Below are 17651 nucleotides of genomic sequence, written 5' to 3' on the forward strand. Positions count from 1 at the left end.
GAAGGTTATCCTTGCACGTCAGTGAGGTTGTCGTAATAAGTCAGCCCACGCTCGACGAGCTTCTGACGCATCGCGTAGATATCCAGGCCCAACTCGCCAGCCGCCAGGCGCACGCGTTTCTGCTCTTCGATTTGAGCGCGTTTTCGGCTGGTTTCAAACACGTCGGGCAACTCTTCGCGGCGAACAATGACCACGCCGTCATCGTCAGCCACTACGACGTCCCCGGGCTCGACCAACTGGCCGGCGCAGATAATGGGCACGTTGACTGAACCCAGGGTTTCCTTGACGGTGCCTTGGGCATGAACCGCCCGCGACCATACCTTGAAGCCCATGTCCCGCAGCGTTCGGGTATCGCGTACCCCAGCGTCAATGATCAGGGCGCGTACCCCTCGGGCCATCAACGATGTGGCGAGCAGGTCGCCGAAGTAGCCATCGGTGCAGGGTGACGATGTCGCGACCACGAGGATATCGTCCGGTTGGCATTGTTCGACCGCCACGTGAAACATCCAGTTGTCGCCCGGCGCGACCAACACGGTCACCGCCGTTCCGCTAATGCTCTGGTTCTGCTGAATGGGACGAATAGCAGAATCCAACAGACCTTTACGCCCTTGGGCTTCATGCACAGTAGCAACGCCAAAGCGATCCAGTTCGTCGATCAAAGCCGCGTCAGCACGTGGGATGTTGCGCACGACAATGCCGGTTTTTCCGATCAGTGTGCTCATGCCAGGTTCTCCGTCACCCGTGGGAAGATGCTTTGATAGCCCTCGGCGTAAACGATGTTGCGGGTGGAGGCGATACCCACATTGCGCTTTGCCTGAACGCCGCGTTGCAGTGCGACGCGTGTGTAGTATTCCCAAAGATGCTCTTGGCCTGCCATGCACTGGATGGCGGCGTATTTCTTGTCCCAGACCTCGGTGATATCCAACAGTACATCCGGGCGCCATTCGCATTGCTCAGGCTGATGGGGTTCGAAGCTGTAAACGGGAGGGGCACCCACAATTTTTTCGCCAGGCTTGTAGCCCTCAGCTTGGGCGATGATGCGCGCTTCCTGGGTCAGGTTCATCGCTAACGGGTGATCGTAGTTATACGGGTCTTTAATCGAGTGGCTGAGGACGAACTCCGGCTGTACTCGACGAAACACATCGGCCAAGCGGAACAGCGTTTCTTTGTCGGCACGCATCGGGTAATCACCGATGTCGAAGAATTCCACGCTCGCGCCAAGGATTTCCGCTGCGGCTTCAGCCTCGCTGCGACGCGCGGTTTTGACCTTGTCTTCAGACATCTCGCCTTTGCGCCAGAGCTTGGCCGACTCACCTCTTTCTCCGTAGGAAAGGCACACGATGTGAACGGCGTGACCTTGTTGGGCGTGCAGGGCGATGGCACCACCTGCGCGCCAGACGAAATCGGCAGAGTGGGCGCTGACGACCAGTGCAGTTTTTGTTTTATTGATCATGGGAGGGCTCTTCTTGCGGCTGTTTGATAGAGCCCACATTCGCATTTGAGATGGGTGGTGGATAATGCGTTCGGCGGTAGGAGGTATGCGTTTTACTTATCGTGATGAATTATGCATGCTGTCCGACAGCTTTCTCGAAACCTCGGCAGGTATACATGCGCAGTCCTGAATTGCCCAATTTTATGCAGGTTCGAGCGTTCCTTCGGGTTGTCGAACACGGCAGTGTATCCAGGGCGTCCGCCGTGCTTTTCCGGGCTCAGCCCGTCGTGACTCGCGCCATCCTGGCCTTAGAGAAGCGCCTCGGCGCTGCGTTGTTTGAGCGCAACGTCAGTGGTATGCGTCTGACCGATTATGGTGAGCGCGCAGTGCCTCGGGCTCGGCGGGCCATGGATGAACTGCTCGCCGTACCGCCTTTACTGGGGCAGGCGATGGGTCCGGCCGCTGAGCCGCTTTACCTATTCCAGACCAGGCGCCTGGAAGCGTTCGCCAAGCTCTGCGAAACCCACCATATGCAAACGACCGCCAACACCCTGGGGGTGTCCCAACCAGCGATCAGCGCCGCTATCAAAATACTTGAGCAGGGTAGCGGCTGCAGCCTATTTGAACGCACCCCCCACGGCTTGCTGCCGACTCGTCTATGCCTGGCAATGTTGGTGCGGGTACGCCGAGCCCTGAATGAGCTGCGTCACATCGATGCGGACATCGCTGCGTTGGGTGGCTCCCTTCAAGGCGTCGTGCACGTAGGGGCCCTGCCTCTTGGGCGCACGGGGATATTGCCTGAAGCCATAGTGCGCCTGACCCTGGAACACCCTCATGTACGAATCGTCACCAACGAAAGTCCGTTCGACCTGTTGGCTAGTGAGCTGCGTGCAGGCGATGTGGATTTTGTGCTGGGGGCTCTACGTCCGTCGGCCTACGCCAGCGACCTGCATAGCGAGGCCTTGCTGCAAGAAGAAATGGTGATCCTGGTACGCCGCGACCACCCTTGGTTAAAGCGCACGCCAGTCTATGAAGACTTGAGTGCCGCCTGCTGGATCCTGCCTCGCGCCGGTTCCCCGGCGCGACAACTGCTGGACGCATTTTTTGCCCACATCGGCATTGCCGAACCCAATCCTGTGATTGAAACGGCGGACTTGGCAATCCTGCGCGGCGTGTTACTGCGCTCAGACATGCTTGCCGCCGTTTCCGCACATCAGCTGGAACATGAAATGGCCAGCGGTGATCTGGTGCGACTGCCGCTTTCCCTTAGCCACACTACGCGGCCGATTGGCCTTATCTCTAGAGCGGGGGCGCTTCAATCTCCAGCGGCGCAGGCATTGATGGACAAGATTCGGGAGGTGGTAGGGGAGTCGGCGATGAGAATTACAGAGTCGACCTGATGCAGGTTTGACCCCGACGTCGCCCCGCCATTCGCAGGAAAAGTGCCGTGCTTTGTAGGTCAGTCAGGGATTTGCGCGGCCAGGAACCACAGGAGTACTCTTTATTTTCTCCTTCCCACCGATACCGATAGAAAAAGCTGACGGATACACCGTCCTTCATCATTGGCGGTCAGCGACTCAAGTTCTTTGATGGTGATTTTGGCCATGAAACGGACTCCCCCTACTTTTACCCCCACAAAAACGTCGGCTCTTGATGGACGTTACTGGACTCTCGTAGAGCAGAACACCGCTGGAGCTCAAGTAAATACTAGCTTGTAAAAAATCCAGAGTAAAATTTCGGAGTCTTTCAAGAAGTATGAAAAAGGAGATGGGGTGCTAGGGGGCGAGTGTTCGAATCACTCCGTCCCGACCATATTTTTCAATGAGTTAGCCCAATCTTCTTAGGTTGGGCTTTTTCATGCCTACAAAACCACTCCTACATTTACTCCCGCGGATATCCTGGATCTCGGTAGCGTTGCTATCTGATAGGTATTCGAGTCTTGTGTATACGGGTAGCTCGTACCAGTGCAAGAACCTAAAAAAGCGAAGATGATCGTTCTTGGGGTGCAGATCTGGAAAGTCCGCGAGGCATGGTCCGGACGATGAATATAGGTAGAGCGGAGCTCTCTGTTGCTAGTGTGTTGATCCGGGCGTTCACTCAAACTCCGGTAGAGTCATCGGATATCACGTATTTCCAGTGGTGGAGGTTCGGTCGATGGAGGCTATTAACTTCCTGCTGATGGAAGTATAGGGCCGATCAAACGCAGTAGTCTGATTGTTATAACTATCGATGCCGTGCTTGCGTGCTTGCGGTTGACGCTTAGCTGCGCCGAAAAGCGTGGTTAGCCCGAAGCCTGTAAATACAGTCAAGGTTGTTCTCCCCTCAAAAACATTCGCCATGGCTCTAGCCTGGCTTTACAGGCAGTCGAGGCGCAAATTCTGCCTCGGTTGCGCCCTCTGTCGTGCCTCATGGATGGGACATCTCAATTCGAGATTTGAGTTGTTTTGAGAGTAGCCTGAATGAATTAGTCGCAGCGTAGCCAACCAAGCTCCTTCTCAATCGCTCGTCTGTAGATAGTATCGATTTGAGTAGGAGTGTTACGGACGTAGCGCTCCGCAACCTCTCGATTGGTATCGTCCAGAGAGCGCAGAAACGTAATTACCTCGGTTTCGCTGGGTAACACATGCTCGTTGTTGAATTTGTGAGATAGGTTCGTCCAGACAACGCCAGCGAGCCCCATGTGTGCCGCCCAAGACGTAATGGTGTCGGCTTCCATGCCTAGCGCATGATCATTGAGAAGATCAGCGAAACCGATGTCTGTTTGCCAATTCTTGGGAATACCCTCGCGCTTAGCTAGGCATATACGCGCTGTACCCATGTCCGGAACGTCAAGAACTGTCCAGTAAGCCCTTACCCGTGCGCTACCGGGGCATATGACCAACGACATTTTGTTACCTCGTTGGTTTTTCATGGCTCCGGACTCGCGCCCGAATTCGATCGGCAGCATAGGCCCATCGTGGCGCCAGCCTCCCCTGGAAGGCAGCTCGCGCGGATCCCACACAAGTGAGCCCCATCCTAGACAGGCAATCACGCTAACGGTTGGCTTCATCGTACGTGGACCTCCAAGTTGTCGCGTTGGCCTCTGGAGACAGGGAGATGGCCGTCGTGCGCTATGGTACGATAGCTGATTTTTGGGTCGCGCTGCCGCCTAAGGGCCTTTGATGATCGAGTTTGATAATGTTTAGATATTTTGGCTCCAAAGCATCGACAGCTTCGCTAGTAGCCGATTTGGCTTTGGATGATATGGGTCAAGCAACCGCAGCAGATGCTTTTGGGGGCCTTGGTAATATAGGCGCCGAATTTAAGAAGCGAGGTTGCGCGGTCACAACATGTGACGTACTAAGCTTTCCTAATGCATTTCAGCACGTGCGGATCTCATGCGTGTCTGAACCTGATTTCACCTGTCTTAAACAAAAATTGAGCGTCTCAGACAACTTCGATCTATTGACGCTACTGAATAATACCGCATCTACATCGCCTTGGTTCGTACGAGAATACTCTTCAAAGAGAGCCTTCTTTACTGCAGCTAATGCCGCGAAGATTGGCGGTGCGTGGCGACAGATTGGGATTTGGAAGAAGATGCAGTGGATCAATCTTAATGAGGAGAAATATTTAGTAGCGTCTCTTCTTAATAGCATGGATTCCGTTGCAAATACGGCAGGAACTTACTATGCCTATTTGAAGGGGTGGGATCGGAAGTCTCTTAAGAATTTTTCTTTTCAATGGTTTGATGGTATTACTGACGGGATTCCAGGTACAGCTGTACAGGCGGATGCTCTGAGTTATTTGTCAGGGAAAAGTTTTGATGTTTTATATCTTGATCCTCCTTATAATAATAGGGACTATTCGAGATACTATCATCTGCCAGAGACACTTGCTAAATTGAAGCCTGTTAAGGTTGATGACGCCAGTAAGTCGGGGCTTCCCTTGATTCGATCTTCTGAGGGAAAAGAAATAAGAGATGCTATGAAGTTGCCGTATCTACTTGAGTTGATAGATTCAGTTTGTTGGTCTCGTCTTGTATTGCAGTATGCAGACGGTGCTTACATATCTATTTCAGATTTGGAAAAATCTTTATCAAAGCTTGGGGATTTAAAGGTTCATCAAGTTCCAGCTCTTGGTTATCAGTCAACTAACGGTACAAGGCGGCAGGTTCATCATGTGTTCGTTATTGATAAATAAACCCAAGCCTTTGCCTGGGGCCCTGTGTGACCCAAGCGAGTTGTTGCCATTCGCTAAGGTGAAGCTAATTGCCTTTGATTTGGATGGCACGTTGATATTGCGGCCTCAGGATCCGCTTGGAAATCGATTAATAAAGTTATTCTCGTTGCTAAGCGGTCCTGGTCGTAATTTACATTTAACATTAGCGACAGGGCGGACCCTGACAGGAGTATCCTCAACGGTAAAACAACTCGGCGGCTTCAGTAAGGTTCCTCTTGTTTTATATAACGGGAGTGTCGTAATGCAGCCTGAAAAACAGGCGCTTGTCGCCCATGAAGTAATCGCCGAAGATGTGGTAGTTGATGTTATTAACTTGCTTTCTGAATTTTCTAGTGCGGGACTTTTTATTTATACGGTTGATCCTGAAGCGAAGCTTATAAGTGATTATTCATCTACGGAAAGTGTTTTCTTCAAAGGTGAAACTCGCAAGCCTGAGCTGGATTTTAACGGGATGATGGTGAGAGATTTTTCGGATATAGATCTCTCTGCTGATAAAGTGGTCGCTATGTTGGTAGCAGTACCATCGCCCGAAGAAAAAAAATGCATTGTATCCCGATTGAATCTATTACCAGGCGTTTCAGTCACGGCCAGCGGGTCCGTATATATTGAATTGCGACCTATGAGATCCTCTAAGGCGCTGGGCCTGAAGGTTCTCTGTGATAGATACGGAATATTGCCTCAATATGTTTTAGCTGTTGGGGATAATGATAATGACGTGGAGTTGCTAACCTGGGCAGGACTTAGCGTCTGTGTAAAAGATTCGTCTGATGCTGCTAGGGCTTCGAGTAAATTTTACTCTACGCATGGCGCAGGAAAGGCTGCAATTGATGTACTGGAAATTGTCCGTCGCGCTCAGCGCTTATTTGGAAAGGCAAGGAAAGCATGATTCTGAAAAGTCGTGGATCAAGAGACCCAATCGCGAAGCTGAAAAGTGACGCAATAAACTATTTTATTTCTCCCGCCGAGCTTGAACAACGCCTAAATGAGGTAGAACAGGCGTTTGGCTTATCTAAGCTAGGACTAAAAGTTACCATTCAAGACGTATCTCATGAATGGGGGCAGTGCAGTGGTGACCCTTTCGTTATAGATCGCATAAATAGCGCTGGCGTCACTATTGAATTGTACATCACTGATAAGTCCCAGTCAGCCGATCTCAATGTACAACAGAAACTGCATCAGCTATTTGCTTCTCTGGTGGAGGTTTGGGGTAGTGAGTACAGGAATAATCATGGCGGCCTTTATTTAAAGGCTGCCGGTGCAGAAGAGATGTTTAGAAACTCTATCGTGCCTATGTCCAGTCTTGATAACATTCCTCAGCTATCTGTGGTCTATATTGATTTGGATAAGTTTAAATCAGTTAATGACCAGTGCGGCCATGACGAAGGTGATAGAGCAATACGTCAAGTGTACGCTGAGATGCACAAATTGTGTCGGGTGCTGGGCGGATTAGCGTTCATTGACGGAGGTGATGAGTTTATTTTAGTGTTGCCGTGTGATAGACCCATGGATATCAGTGCGCGGCTATGGGAGTTAAGAACAAAAATACATGGCTTGTCTTTTGGCGAGAAAAAGCTGCGTATTGGAATGACCGCCGGAGTGATTACTAAAAGTATCGATGATGTTTCTAAAGATATTCATGGTATTAAAAAAATGTGTGAGGCTCTGACCAAGTCCGGAGACGAGCATAAAGAAAAAAAACGAGGGACCGTTAGTTTTCAAAGTTCAGAAGATCAGTTTGACTCAGTAAAGTATCCAGTCTCACTATCTGATTTTTTTAAGCTCGGTTTGTGCTTTTCAAAAAGCCGACAGTTTTTTGAGAATTGCTTTGTTGACGAGCGACTTAACCTCATAGTGCATCAAGTGTCTTTGCTAACGAGTTTTCCGCCACAACCTGAGGAAGTCGAGGCAGCAGTCGCTGATGTCATCTCCTGGTTTGGGGTAGCTATCACAGATGAGTGTGACGAGCGATATTTGTTGAATCGCTCGGGGGACGGGCTTTGTATTTCTAAAAGTTCTATTACCCTTGCAGTGATGCATGCCTTATCTAGAGCAGCGATAAATAACAAGTGGCCAGCGAGTGCGGCCGAGACTTTATCAGTGATGTTTGATGAGTCCTCCGTACAATGTGCCGTGTATATCGATGAGATAAAGGTGTGGGGAGACTTGGATGAAAGAGGCCATGGCAGTATTTCATTTGGAAGTCTGGTAGGAAAGGGCTCGGACAATGAAAAGGAAGGTGTAGCCGTGGGAGTGCAAATCGGCTTTGACCAGAAGCCGCGGACTCCCGGTGGAGCTAAACTACCACCTGACTTTTTAATTGACCATGTCAGGGTTGATATTAGGCCCCGAACTGGTGGAGGACTGCCAGATTTTTGGCAGGCAGCCCTTGCACAAGTAGTATCAGCTTTAAATAAAGCTAAAAATCCTGCGCCTGTCTTGGTGTGGGGAGATACTCCAGAAAGTACTGAGGTTTTTAAGCGACTTACTGATCTTGGAGCTTGGTCGAATGATGAGATTGCCAATCTGACCGGTCTTACAACCAATCAGGTTGCGAAAATAAAAGAGCAGTTGAATGGCAAAGTATTGATTGTCAATAATAGTGATGCGTTGCTTGATGCCTTGTATAATTGCTATTTGTCGTTTTCTGGTGATGAACGTTCAGATGATACGGTTGCGCATCGAGACGACTACTCTCTCAAGAGGCCAATGATTTCTGCCGCGGCGCTAGACCAGAGTGAGGGAATTTTTTGTAAGACTTCACGTGAAGCCTATCCGATTATTATTGATACACTTAGAAAAGCCGAAAAAATTCGTTTCTCAATAGATGATTCAGGGCAAGAACAAAGAGAGCTAATAGCCTTTAAGCTAAAATTGATGTCTCCTCTTATTGACCGCGTTCCGGATTACTTAGCCGATCAATTACCAAATTTGGAGCAATATGCGAGCACCGTATTGTTGTCTGATGATGGAATCATCCGTAAGGGGCTTGAAAGTGCAGGCCAGATTGACGCTTTCGTATCTTACTCAGCCCGCTACGTTGGCCACCACAAAAAATCCAGATCCACTCGACGTGCTTGCTTAGTAGTTCCTCACGTCCCAGATGAGCATGGTGAGCCTAGGCCTCTTGGATTGATCTCTGTCTGGGCCACGCCACGATTTGCTTCTCCATCGGCTACATTCTTAGATTTTGTTTTTGTTTGGAGAACGGTAGAGGCATTTATCGGATTTCCTTACAGTCTATATGGCTCGATTAAATTGGCTGAAGACTTGATAAATAAAATAGCGAATATTGCCGGAGTAGCGGTGTCGCCAGACGGCCTTCAATTGGGTGAGCTTAACTATGTCGCTTTGAGCCTGCACATAGGTAGCGATGAGTTCCATACCCGTGTGGCTAAACAGATTGTCGACTCCGCGAGTGACTAATGGTGGCTTTCCTTGGTGTGCGCAAAAGTAGAGTTCCACTGCTAGAGTGGATTGCCTTGTTCGGTTTTCAAGAAGTAGGCCAAAGCAAAAATTTTTACCTCTATGAGATTCCAGCAACTAAAGATGGGTTGCCCGTGGGGTGTCTCGTACAAGTAATAGAAAGTGGGTTTTTAAAGATATTTGAATCCTGCTATATAGATTGCATGGGTGAAATCGACCTGCAGCAGGAGGTCGTTCATCTGCTGTTTTCTATAGTTGCAGGTGATGTCTATAACAACCTGATTGATGCTGGTAGGAATATTTCATGCTATCACGCACTTTTCGAAGGTGCACAGCGGAGGAGTGAAAACCCTCTGAAATCTATATTAGATTTTGGATGTGGACCTGGGACAGTGATGGCCAGTTCTCTTGCGCGCGAAGGGATCTTGTTGCGAGGTTACGATTTTGTTGCTGAAAATAGAGAGTTGGCCAAAAAAAATGGTCTTGACGTCTTTGAGGATGGAGAGCTTCATGACATATCAGTTGAAAAATTTGATCTGATATTGAGTTGTTATGTCATGCATTATGAAACAATTCCTCATGATGAGCTTATAAAGCTTTCCAAGTTGATTCGCACAGATGGCCTTTGGGCGGCGAATTTTCATAAGTCAAAAGGCTTCGCGGCTTTTCAGAAAGCACTGTTGGCAACACACTTGTATAAAATCGAAACTGAGATGTCACCTTTTGGTTTATTGGTATTTGCGACTAAAATAGGTGATAAAGATGAGTGAATACCAACGTACTTCCCCCGTCAAAGTTAAATCGCTTGAGTCTACTCTCACCGAGGATGAAAGTATTTGGCTGTCGAAAAAAATACTTTGCGCCATTTCGGGTGCTGATAAGGCGTTGTACTCTGCGACGCAGGTTAAGATTTTGTCAGCGCTTACTAATCATGCGAGGTCATTGAATTATACAAATCCGCATCCCACAAGTCTTTTTCCGTCTACTGAAGATTTGCCCTTAGGGGCGGGCACAGTTATAAGTGCGGGGTTAGTTGGAGAAGATGTTGAAGTAGAAGGTAATGAGGTTTTTCTTCAGCTTCTTCCTCATTGGATTGAGCAAGCTGAGAAAAGTAGCAGTGATGTTGAGTCCGATAGTTGGCAGCAAGAGTTGCTGGGTGCTGTTGAGGTGACGACCAAGTCGAAAGAGTTAATAAAACGAATCCGTCTGGCAAAGTCACGCGCGTCCTCATCACTTAGCTCGCGTGTCACTCAGTTTTCAAGATCAGCACATTATATGGGGTCAAAAGCATTTTTAGGCCCATACCTCTCTGAGATAGTGCATACTTTCTTTCCCCCAGAAACTATAGTTTTGGATTTGATGTGTGGGTCCGGCGCTACTTCTGGGATTTTCAGTAGAGAGTGGCGTACATATGCTTCTGATGCTCAGAGTTTTTCTACTCATCTAGCGATGGTACAAGGCGGTGGCCTTGGCGCGGACGACGCCACAGTCATTGCGGAAGGTGTATTGGGTGCGGCTAGAGCGCACTACGAGCTAATGCCTGAATATATCAAAACCCAGATTGATTTGGAGAATGATTTTTTATCATCTGAGCTTTCCCCAGAAATGCTGGATGATTTCGGTCGATGGATAGTTAGCTACCCTCGTATAAATAATGCTGAAGCAAAGTCTGATGAGTATTTGGATGCGTTAATTGATGCTCGCAAAGTTGCGCCAGGCACACATCCGTATCTGCTATTTAGTATGTATTATGCCAATCTTTTTTTTGGTGTGCGTCAGGCGGCTGAAATTGATAGTTTACGATATGCTATTGATCAAATTCTTGATGATTCGCAAAGATCTTGGGCGTTAGGCGCTCTAATTTGTGCGGTGAGCTCTTGTGCTTATTCTTATGGGGGACATTTCGCTCAACCTAAATTTGATGGTAGTTCATTCGAGAGGCTTGAAGCTTTGGCGCCTGACCTTGTTGTTTGTCGAGGGTTGTCGGTCGCACACGAATTTTTCATTCGACTTACGAGTCTTGGGGCTGAGAGTTCAAATATAAAATATCCAGTTGTTCCAATTTTGGGACCTTGGCATGAGGCTGTTGCTACGGCGGATGAGCTTTTCCGAGGGGAACAGGTTTGCGTATATCTGGATCCTCCATATACCCGTGACGAATATAGCAGATATTATCATATTCTGGAGACTTTGGTTCGTTATGATTATCCTGAAGTTAGGGATAAAGCATCTATGCCTAAAAGAGGTGATCCTGGACGTTTTGCATCGGCATTTGCGACAAGGAATACTTCGCAGATAGACGTTTTGATCGCGGATATAATCTCTGCTTGCTTAAATAGGGGTTGGAGTTGTCTTTGGAGTTATTCAAGCACTGGGGTGGCCTCGATTGAAACAGTCATAGATTTGGTTTCTCCTTTAACCAAAGAGGTTGAATTCTTTGCTGTCAACCATGTCTATAAAGGTCAGGGTAAGCACAAGTCTAAAGGCGTTAGAGAGTATGCATTGTTGCTCAGACCGTAAACTCCTGAACAAACGTTGCTTCGCATCATTCATGGTTTTTATGAATGGTGAGAAATGGATTGTCAGGATGTGGTTCGTCTAGTAAATAATCGGGACGCTCAAGTATGTATCCTTTGAGCGTCGATTTTTTGCGATTACCTGCTACTTGTAAAGTCCATATGTTCTGCCCGTTTTCGGTCTTCCTGTGGATTTTTAACTTTTCAAACTGTTTTTGAACGCGGCGCCATCCTTCGCTTACACCTTGGATGCCTGGAGCCTTCGGGAACTCTTGGACGTAGCATTGAAATAGACTAGGGCTTACCAAAAATACGCTACCACTCGTTGTATGGATTTTAGCCTTACTGCCGTTGATGATTAACTTGTGACTGCGAATGCCTTCTCTGACCCAATTCAGGAATGCCTGGCCAAGGTTATTCGAAGGATGATCTGAGATTTCGAGAGCATTTTCCGACGTCATATCGCGCATATCGGGCTCTCCCATTTCGAAAATGTCCAACAATGTATCGAGGTAGCCGGCATCCTCCATCGCCATAGCACCTTCCAGCGATTGGTCTTGATGCGATCCTGTTCCGCCTGCCTTAGGGGCTGGTGGGGATGTCGAAGTGTCAGTCGAGTGATCATCGGCTGCAACGCTCACCGTTCCGTTGAAAGCCTCAGGCCGGTCTTCGCTCCCCCAGATCAATGTCGGTTGAAGGCGCAGAAAGGTAAAGCTCTGCTGCCAGTTCCCCTGCGCGACAATAGCGGTCCAGATGGCTTTACCTTCCGGGGTCGACTCGACCAGCCCATGCGATTGCAGCTCGTCGAACACAGCGATGTTGGATGAGGGAATGCCCTCAATCGATTGCGACAGCAGATAGGCTCGCAGCTTGTCCGTGACCGTCTTGCTGACCAGCCAGAGCGCGTCCTGGGTCAGCCATCCCGCGGCACCCGGCTGATTGAGTTTCAGCTCGTGCTGAACCAGGTGACGCAGTCCGCTGATCAAGTGATGTTGCAGCGAATGAATCGGCGCTTGCAGCGCCTTGCTGGGGTTACCACCGATGTTCTGTGCGGTGGAGACGCGGTCGGCCTTTGTCACTAACTCGCCGAGCACGCCGGCACGTTCGTACTGACCCGCCAGGACATACAGCAGACTGGCCCACAGTGACGGGAATCCACTGAGCCAATCGAGGATGGAGCGGTCGAGAATCTGGGTGTAGAGCAAACCTGCAGCGGCACCGTGCAGGTGGTAGTCCCTACCTTTGAGATAGCGAAAACGGTAGGGCTGATCCAGGGGACCCTGCCAAGGATGCCAAAGGCGGCCATCTTGGCGCTCAACCAGCAGGTCCACAGCGATCTTGCCGATATCATGCAGCAGGGCGCCATAAGCGATACCCGCCGACCAGGCATCGGTCTGGGCGGCTTGGTCTTCGGGCGCAGCGCCGGTGGGGAGCAGATACGACTGACGCAGTTTCAAACTGCAAGCCACCAGCTCCAGTCCATGGTCGAGCATGCCACCGAGATACGCATGGTGGTGCGTCTCGCTGGCTGGGAGTTGCTGGACCTGCTCGGCGTAGCGATGGATCGGATTTAAATAGAGCTGGATGAACTGAGCGTGGGAGAGGGCGGTGTACTGCCAGATTCGATCGAGCAGCTGGCGGCGGTGCTCCGCTGCTAACAAGCTGTGAGCCGACTCGATGGGCAGGTAACCTTCGGCGACGTTGATGGTCGGTGGCGGAGATGGCTTCTGCCTTTTGCGGCGAAACAGGCTGAGCATCGTTACCTCCGGGAAGTGGCTGGGTCAGTGGCCTTTTAGCCTTTTCGGATAGGGCTCTTACCCTTGACCCCCCATTCCTTTCCAACCCTTACCGTCCTTTTGGCGCGTGTCCCTTTGCGCGGCAATCGGAATATGGATACTGCTAGGCATCGTTTTGTTGGGGCTAGTACGGCAAAGACAAGAGTCGGTACACTGCGGTGCCTATTTTTTTGGGGCTTGCCATGAACCTCACTGACGCCACGCTCGTGCTGCTGCTCGCGGCACGTATCCATGGGACCGACGAAGCCGTCCGGGCCTCGGCGAAGAGCGTGGTCAAGAAGTTGCCGCGCAGTAAGCGTGATCTGATCTACAAGGTGATCGATAGCCGAAGTCCGCTCGAGTTGGTGGATTATCTGGCGCAGAACCTGGATGAGGAATGACGGGTTGCGGGGATGTGCCCATCCCTGACTCTTTGAATTAGAGCCCAACGGAATGGGGTTTTCTGGGCGCAGAAAAAAAGGGCACAACTTGCGTTGGGCCCTTTGATGCGATTGCAGCGGTGAGGTAATGATCAAACTCCATCGTTCATGCATCGTGAATCATCCATCACCATCCGCTTCCGTTGCTGCTCCAGGGTGAGTACAAACTCCGAGGCGCTTCGGGCCTGACCGCTGGCGCGAAAGATCGCGCGTTTGTCAGCTTTGAGCAGGCCGAGCCAGGAGTCGATGTAGCCCTCGTGCCGCAGCTCCCCCTGTATACCGGCGTAGGCACATAAAAAAGCAGCGCCCATCTCTGCGATCAACTCCTCAAACGCGTAGCCTGGCGACCCGAACGGACAGGCAGAGGTCACGCCTTCGCGCTGCAACCGAGCGTGATGCCCGGTCCAGTGCGTCAGTTCATGAAGTGCCGTGGCGTAGTACCCGCCTTCATCGTGAAATTGTGCTTTTGTCGGCAGTTGGATGAGATCCTTAATCGGGTGATAAAAGGCTTCGTCGGCGGGCCGATGAACGATGCGTGCACCTGAACTTAACAGCAGATTTTCCGCGGCGCTGTTGGGTTGGAAGGGATCACTCTGTTCCGTCTGGAGCAAGGCGTCATTGAGCATTTCGAGCCCGTCCGTTTGCTCGATGTTGAACAGAAAATGCGTCCTGAGAATGCCGAAGTGAGCGACCTTAGGCTGACCTTTTTCATCGAGTACGGGTTGGCCTGACTCGGTCTCTTCGTCGCGCTCCATCGGCTTGTAGAGCACCGCCAGAGTGCTGTGCTCACCCTTACGAATGTGCCCGCCAGCTCTTTTGGCTTGATTGAAAGTCAGCCAACGATCTTGAGTGAACCCCTGCAACCTGGCCTCGGCCCAGAGCAGCGGTAAATTGATGCCCGAATACGGACGTCGCGTGATGGCGTTGATGGGGTAGGGTTGATGACCGATGTAAGCGGAGCCACTTGAGGACCAGGGTTTGATCCAGGGAACAACGCCTTGGTCTAACGCGGTAACGATCTTGTCTGTCACGTCTTGGTAGATATCGCGCATGGCAATTTCCTCGAGAGAAAAACGGAGGAACGCCTTGCCCGTCGGGGGAGGGTTCCCCGGTTGGGTGATGGGTTGGATTGATGCAGGTCTTGCATGCCGTCCGAATGTGGAGGTGGGCGCCGCCCATTGCGCTTAGCGCTGGTGTTCTCCTGCAAGCGCTATCAGCAAGGCGGCAGGCTGACCCGGTTCTTGGAGTAGGCTCAGACTCAATTGCAGCAACGGGTCTTGGTCTAAGCGATCGGTTGGTTCAATGTGGATTACCTCGAACAGCACGTAAGGCTTGTGTGGAAAGGCCAGGTGGGCTTCGAAGGCTGCGCGCAATACGTGGCTCAACCGATCGACCTGCAGCTTCTCAGCGTGATCGGATTGCTCGAGCAGTACTGCGCGTTGCCACGCGCCAGGGGTGAACACGATGGGCAACCGAAGGGTGTTCAGTGTTTCCGGTGTAAGTGAGTCGGGCATGGTATGTCTCCGTTGAAAACGCGAAGAAACCTGTCCTGTGCGGGGAAAGATTTCCCCGCAGTGGGTTGAAGAAAATCAAGAGGGCTTATCTCACGAGCAGCGCTTGAAAGGTGCTCAGGAGAGCAGTAGGCGTTCATCACCGTAGCAACGGTCACCGTGCGAGCCACCGAACGCTAATCGCACTTGGGGAGAACCATCACCGAAGTGACGTAGCCTTGAAGGTTCTGGCTACCTGGGAAAGTGCTGTCGATAACAGCGATCCGTACCTCGGGTTTAGCCGAGCTGTTCGCAAATAGCAACGAGATAAACCAACGCGTTAGACGAACTGAGTCTACTGAAAGCCAGCCTTGTTTTTTCGACCGGATTGACTGACAAACGGTTAGGCTTGGAGCGGTACCGGCAAGCTTCTAAAGGGCGTGATACTAGGGTGATGATGTTCAATGAAGTTGTATGAAAATGTGGTTATCGGAAATTTTCTCTACGGGCTGGGGTTCGCTCTTGGTTCACAGCTGAGATCCGGTCAGTTACCAAGTATGGTGAACTTGCTTCAACAAACGCCAGACGATAAACGATTGGGGGATTTGCTGATGGCATTCCCTGGCACAGTACGTTTGATCGAGTTTAAGACTGAGGCTAACAAGTCAAAAAAAGAGGCTGGTCGTCACCAGTTTCTATCTCGAATTTTTTCCGAAAAATTGGACGAATTGCCTGACCTGCCAGGTACTTCGCGGCGGGTGCATTGGTACATTGAAACGGCGCCTCTTCCCAGCGCTGCACTGTCGGCACGCATTGAGCCCTATCTCGATGCGTTTGCCGAAGGCGCCAGGCAGCGGCCTAAGTCAAGCGAGAGGTTCCAAAATTTTATCGAGGAGCTGGCTGCTGGCATTCTGCAACGCAGATCGGCTGAGATCACAAGGGCTGAGCGCGACTACATCGATCTGGTGCGGCTTGCTCAAGGGCCAGAGGAGACCGGAACAGGCGGATTGGTGCTGGTGGCCGGCAGCGGTGGAGGTCTGCATTTCGCCGCCTTACAGGATTTGATGGATTTGAACCTGTCCCACAAACAATGGATCGAGTACAGCCAGGAGCGATATCTTTCCCTTCAGAGAGAGATGAAGCAACCAGATCACGAGATGCCCGATCTAAAAGGTCCAACTTTAGGAAGATATTGATGGCCGGAACAAGTCAAGAGCAAGCGCACGATCGAAATTTTCAGGCCCTCTTTGGCGCGGCTCGCAAAGTTCTCGAAGCTGTAGAGATCGATGAGAGCAAGTCTCGACGGGCTACTGATGCGTTGCGTGAGCTGCAGGATAGCGTCGAAAAGAAGCTGGTTCGACTGGAGGCGGGCGTCAAACAGAGCATCGAGAGTTCTGCACAGTCAACTGCGAATCAAGCCGCTGAGCTGTTGAGCAAGAGATTCACGGAGGCAGATGCTGCCGCTCAGCGGGCTGCTGAACTGTACAACATGGCAGCAAAGAAATTGAATAGCAGGCGTTGGCTCTACTTCCTGTCGGCGCAGGCTACGATCCTTACATTGGTAGTAGTGTCTCTCTATCTGTGGGTGCCGTCGTTAGACGAAATAAAAGCGCGTCGAGGCGAGGTGGCGAGGCTGGACGAATTAGGCAGTCGGGTTGAGTGGTCGAAATGCAATGTTGGGAATGGTCAGATGCGCGATTGCATACGCACGGACGAATCGGAGCATGCGGACTTTTTCGAAGACCGCACAAAAAAGGGCAAGACCTATCGCATACCGAAAGGTTACTAGCCGTTTACGGGTCCTACCCTTGGCGGACTAGGATATGGGGGCTGTTTTCAACGCGCAGCCCAAACGCTCGCGGCGCCGTCTGAGCAAACTGATAAACGGTCAGATATGGACCGCTTTCAGTAGTAGGCTAATACTCTTGCCTCAACCATGAAAATGCTCAGAGGAGGGCGAGACCATGCCGACTCAGCAACCTGTTCAAAGTTCACGTGCCCACCGCTGGGCGTACGCCTGTGGTCTGTCGGTGAAGCGTGGTTACCGTAAGTTGAAAGCGTTTGAATCCCGCGTGGTTGAGGGTGCGGAGACGGCAGGAATGCCCGCAGGTAAATTACTTGTTCGCGGGAGTTTTCTAGTTGTCAAGTTGGCAATATCCGCCGGACTCCTTCTAGTTAGCTTATGGTTCACAGTGTCGGTGATGATCCTTATTGTCTTGTGTTGGGCCATCGCCAATGGAACGCCTATCAAACCTAAGGATGCTCTCCGGTACAAGGCATATGGCGACCCATATGGTGAGTATGAGTATGGCCGCGCACCCGGTCAGCCTGATTTAAAAGACCTGTAGTCGAGT

The 17651-nt window shown here is 50.8% G+C and carries 16 protein-coding genes and 1 pseudogene; 10 read left to right on the top strand and 7 right to left on the bottom strand.

Features of this window, described 5'->3' with window-relative positions:
* Positions 1–5: 5 nt before the first annotated feature.
* Together C8K58_RS25040 and galB are read right to left on the bottom strand one after the other, a co-directional pair.
* A complete protein-coding gene (locus tag C8K58_RS25040; RefSeq protein WP_108574521.1) occupies positions 6–722 on the bottom strand; it encodes a 4-carboxy-4-hydroxy-2-oxoadipate aldolase/oxaloacetate decarboxylase in 717 nt (238 codons plus the stop codon).
* Complete coding sequence (galB, locus tag C8K58_RS25045; protein WP_108574522.1) at positions 719–1453, bottom strand: 4-oxalmesaconate hydratase; 735 nt, start codon at positions 1451–1453, stop codon at positions 719–721. Before galB ends, C8K58_RS25040 begins: the two co-directional genes overlap by 4 nt.
* Positions 1454–1608: 155 nt before the next feature.
* Here galB and C8K58_RS25050 point away from each other — a divergent pair, with 155 nt between their 5' ends.
* Complete coding sequence (locus C8K58_RS25050; RefSeq protein ID WP_108574523.1) at positions 1609–2832, top strand: LysR family transcriptional regulator; 1224 nt, start codon at positions 1609–1611, stop codon at positions 2830–2832.
* A 52-nt stretch (positions 2833–2884) separates the two neighbouring features.
* Here C8K58_RS25050 and C8K58_RS25055 read toward each other — a convergent pair.
* Positions 2885–3038, bottom strand: a pseudogene (locus tag C8K58_RS25055) (site-specific integrase); the annotation flags it as partial.
* An 858-nt stretch (positions 3039–3896) separates the two neighbouring features.
* Positions 3897–4379, bottom strand: a complete 483-nt coding sequence (locus tag C8K58_RS25060; protein ID WP_108574524.1) for a hypothetical protein — start codon at positions 4377–4379, stop codon at positions 3897–3899.
* A gap of 230 nt (positions 4380–4609) precedes the next feature.
* Between C8K58_RS25060 and C8K58_RS25065 the strand changes: the two genes are divergently transcribed.
* From C8K58_RS25065 to C8K58_RS25085, 5 genes are read left to right on the top strand one after another with little or no spacing between them, the layout of a single operon-like run.
* Positions 4610–5614: a DNA adenine methylase gene (locus C8K58_RS25065; protein ID WP_108574525.1), complete on the top strand. Its 1005-nt coding sequence runs from the start codon at positions 4610–4612 to the stop codon at positions 5612–5614.
* On the top strand, positions 5592–6539 hold the full coding sequence (locus C8K58_RS25070; protein ID WP_108574526.1) for an HAD-IIB family hydrolase: 948 nt from the start codon (positions 5592–5594) through the stop codon (positions 6537–6539). The genes C8K58_RS25065 and C8K58_RS25070 overlap by 23 nt, the downstream gene beginning before the upstream one ends.
* Complete coding sequence (locus tag C8K58_RS25075; protein WP_108574527.1) at positions 6536–9076, top strand: diguanylate cyclase; 2541 nt, start codon at positions 6536–6538, stop codon at positions 9074–9076. The genes C8K58_RS25070 and C8K58_RS25075 overlap by 4 nt, the downstream gene beginning before the upstream one ends.
* On the top strand, positions 9076–9846 hold the full coding sequence (locus tag C8K58_RS25080; RefSeq protein WP_108574528.1) for a bifunctional 2-polyprenyl-6-hydroxyphenol methylase/3-demethylubiquinol 3-O-methyltransferase UbiG: 771 nt from the start codon (positions 9076–9078) through the stop codon (positions 9844–9846). The genes C8K58_RS25075 and C8K58_RS25080 overlap by 1 nt, the downstream gene beginning before the upstream one ends.
* Positions 9839–11596, top strand: a complete 1758-nt coding sequence (locus C8K58_RS25085) for a DNA adenine methylase (RefSeq protein WP_178087840.1) — start codon at positions 9839–9841, stop codon at positions 11594–11596. The genes C8K58_RS25080 and C8K58_RS25085 overlap by 8 nt, the downstream gene beginning before the upstream one ends.
* A gap of 25 nt (positions 11597–11621) precedes the next feature.
* Here C8K58_RS25085 and mobH read toward each other — a convergent pair whose 3' ends face one another.
* Positions 11622–13349, bottom strand: coding sequence for a MobH family relaxase (mobH, locus tag C8K58_RS25090; RefSeq protein ID WP_108574529.1), 1728 nt, complete (start codon positions 13347–13349; stop codon positions 11622–11624).
* Between the two features lie 221 nt (positions 13350–13570).
* Here mobH and C8K58_RS25095 point away from each other — a divergent pair, with 221 nt between their 5' ends.
* Positions 13571–13768 (top strand): hypothetical protein, encoded by a 198-nt coding sequence (locus tag C8K58_RS25095; RefSeq protein ID WP_046035945.1) that lies wholly within the window; start codon positions 13571–13573, stop codon positions 13766–13768.
* A gap of 131 nt (positions 13769–13899) precedes the next feature.
* Here C8K58_RS25095 and C8K58_RS25100 read toward each other — a convergent pair whose 3' ends face one another.
* On the bottom strand, positions 13900–14859 hold the full coding sequence (locus C8K58_RS25100; RefSeq protein ID WP_108574530.1) for an ArdC family protein: 960 nt from the start codon (positions 14857–14859) through the stop codon (positions 13900–13902).
* Between the two features lie 132 nt (positions 14860–14991).
* Entirely contained in the window at positions 14992–15321 is a 330-nt protein-coding gene (locus tag C8K58_RS25105) for a hypothetical protein (protein ID WP_054092844.1), read from the bottom strand.
* Between the two features lie 440 nt (positions 15322–15761).
* On the opposite strand from C8K58_RS25105, the gene C8K58_RS25110 reads away from it, so the two are divergent.
* The 3 genes from C8K58_RS25110 (at position 15762) to C8K58_RS25120 (ending at position 17645) form a co-directional block, all read left to right on the top strand.
* Positions 15762–16493 carry a hypothetical protein gene (locus tag C8K58_RS25110; protein WP_054092843.1) on the top strand — a complete coding sequence of 244 codons (732 nt, stop codon included), beginning with the start codon at positions 15762–15764 and terminating at the stop codon, positions 16491–16493.
* Positions 16493–17086 (top strand): hypothetical protein, encoded by a 594-nt coding sequence (locus tag C8K58_RS25115; protein WP_054092842.1) that lies wholly within the window; start codon positions 16493–16495, stop codon positions 17084–17086. The genes C8K58_RS25110 and C8K58_RS25115 overlap by 1 nt, the downstream gene beginning before the upstream one ends.
* A 175-nt stretch (positions 17087–17261) precedes the next feature.
* Complete coding sequence (locus C8K58_RS25120; protein WP_054092841.1) at positions 17262–17645, top strand: DUF3742 family protein; 384 nt, start codon at positions 17262–17264, stop codon at positions 17643–17645.
* The last annotated feature ends 6 nt before the right edge of the window (positions 17646–17651 follow it).

Origin of the sequence: Pseudomonas sp. GV047 (genome assembly GCF_003058245.1) — a bacterium.
Taxonomy (GTDB): Bacteria; Pseudomonadota; Gammaproteobacteria; order Pseudomonadales; family Pseudomonadaceae; genus Aquipseudomonas; species Aquipseudomonas marginalis.

Excerpts from the sequence above, each read along its gene's own strand:
- C8K58_RS25040 (WP_108574521.1), bottom strand. The coding sequence starts at position 722 with ATGAGCACACTGATCGGAAAAACCGGCATTGTCGTGCGCAACATCCCA.
- galB (WP_108574522.1), bottom strand. The coding sequence starts at position 1,453 with ATGATCAATAAAACAAAAACTGCACTGGTCGTCAGCGCCCACTCTGCC.
- C8K58_RS25050 (WP_108574523.1), top strand. The coding sequence starts at position 1,609 with ATGCGCAGTCCTGAATTGCCCAATTTTATGCAGGTTCGAGCGTTCCTT.
- C8K58_RS25060 (WP_108574524.1), bottom strand. The coding sequence starts at position 4,379 with ATGCTGCCGATCGAATTCGGGCGCGAGTCCGGAGCCATGAAAAACCAA.
- C8K58_RS25065 (WP_108574525.1), top strand. The coding sequence starts at position 4,610 with ATGTTTAGATATTTTGGCTCCAAAGCATCGACAGCTTCGCTAGTAGCC.
- C8K58_RS25070 (WP_108574526.1), top strand. The coding sequence starts at position 5,592 with ATGTGTTCGTTATTGATAAATAAACCCAAGCCTTTGCCTGGGGCCCTG.
- C8K58_RS25075 (WP_108574527.1), top strand. The coding sequence starts at position 6,536 with ATGATTCTGAAAAGTCGTGGATCAAGAGACCCAATCGCGAAGCTGAAA.
- C8K58_RS25080 (WP_108574528.1), top strand. The coding sequence starts at position 9,076 with ATGGTGGCTTTCCTTGGTGTGCGCAAAAGTAGAGTTCCACTGCTAGAG.
- C8K58_RS25085 (WP_178087840.1), top strand. The coding sequence starts at position 9,839 with ATGAGTGAATACCAACGTACTTCCCCCGTCAAAGTTAAATCGCTTGAG.
- mobH (WP_108574529.1), bottom strand. The coding sequence starts at position 13,349 with ATGCTCAGCCTGTTTCGCCGCAAAAGGCAGAAGCCATCTCCGCCACCG.
- C8K58_RS25095 (WP_046035945.1), top strand. The coding sequence starts at position 13,571 with ATGAACCTCACTGACGCCACGCTCGTGCTGCTGCTCGCGGCACGTATC.
- C8K58_RS25100 (WP_108574530.1), bottom strand. The coding sequence starts at position 14,859 with ATGCGCGATATCTACCAAGACGTGACAGACAAGATCGTTACCGCGTTA.
- C8K58_RS25105 (WP_054092844.1), bottom strand. The coding sequence starts at position 15,321 with ATGCCCGACTCACTTACACCGGAAACACTGAACACCCTTCGGTTGCCC.
- C8K58_RS25110 (WP_054092843.1), top strand. The coding sequence starts at position 15,762 with ATGAAGTTGTATGAAAATGTGGTTATCGGAAATTTTCTCTACGGGCTG.
- C8K58_RS25115 (WP_054092842.1), top strand. The coding sequence starts at position 16,493 with ATGGCCGGAACAAGTCAAGAGCAAGCGCACGATCGAAATTTTCAGGCC.
- C8K58_RS25120 (WP_054092841.1), top strand. The coding sequence starts at position 17,262 with ATGCCGACTCAGCAACCTGTTCAAAGTTCACGTGCCCACCGCTGGGCG.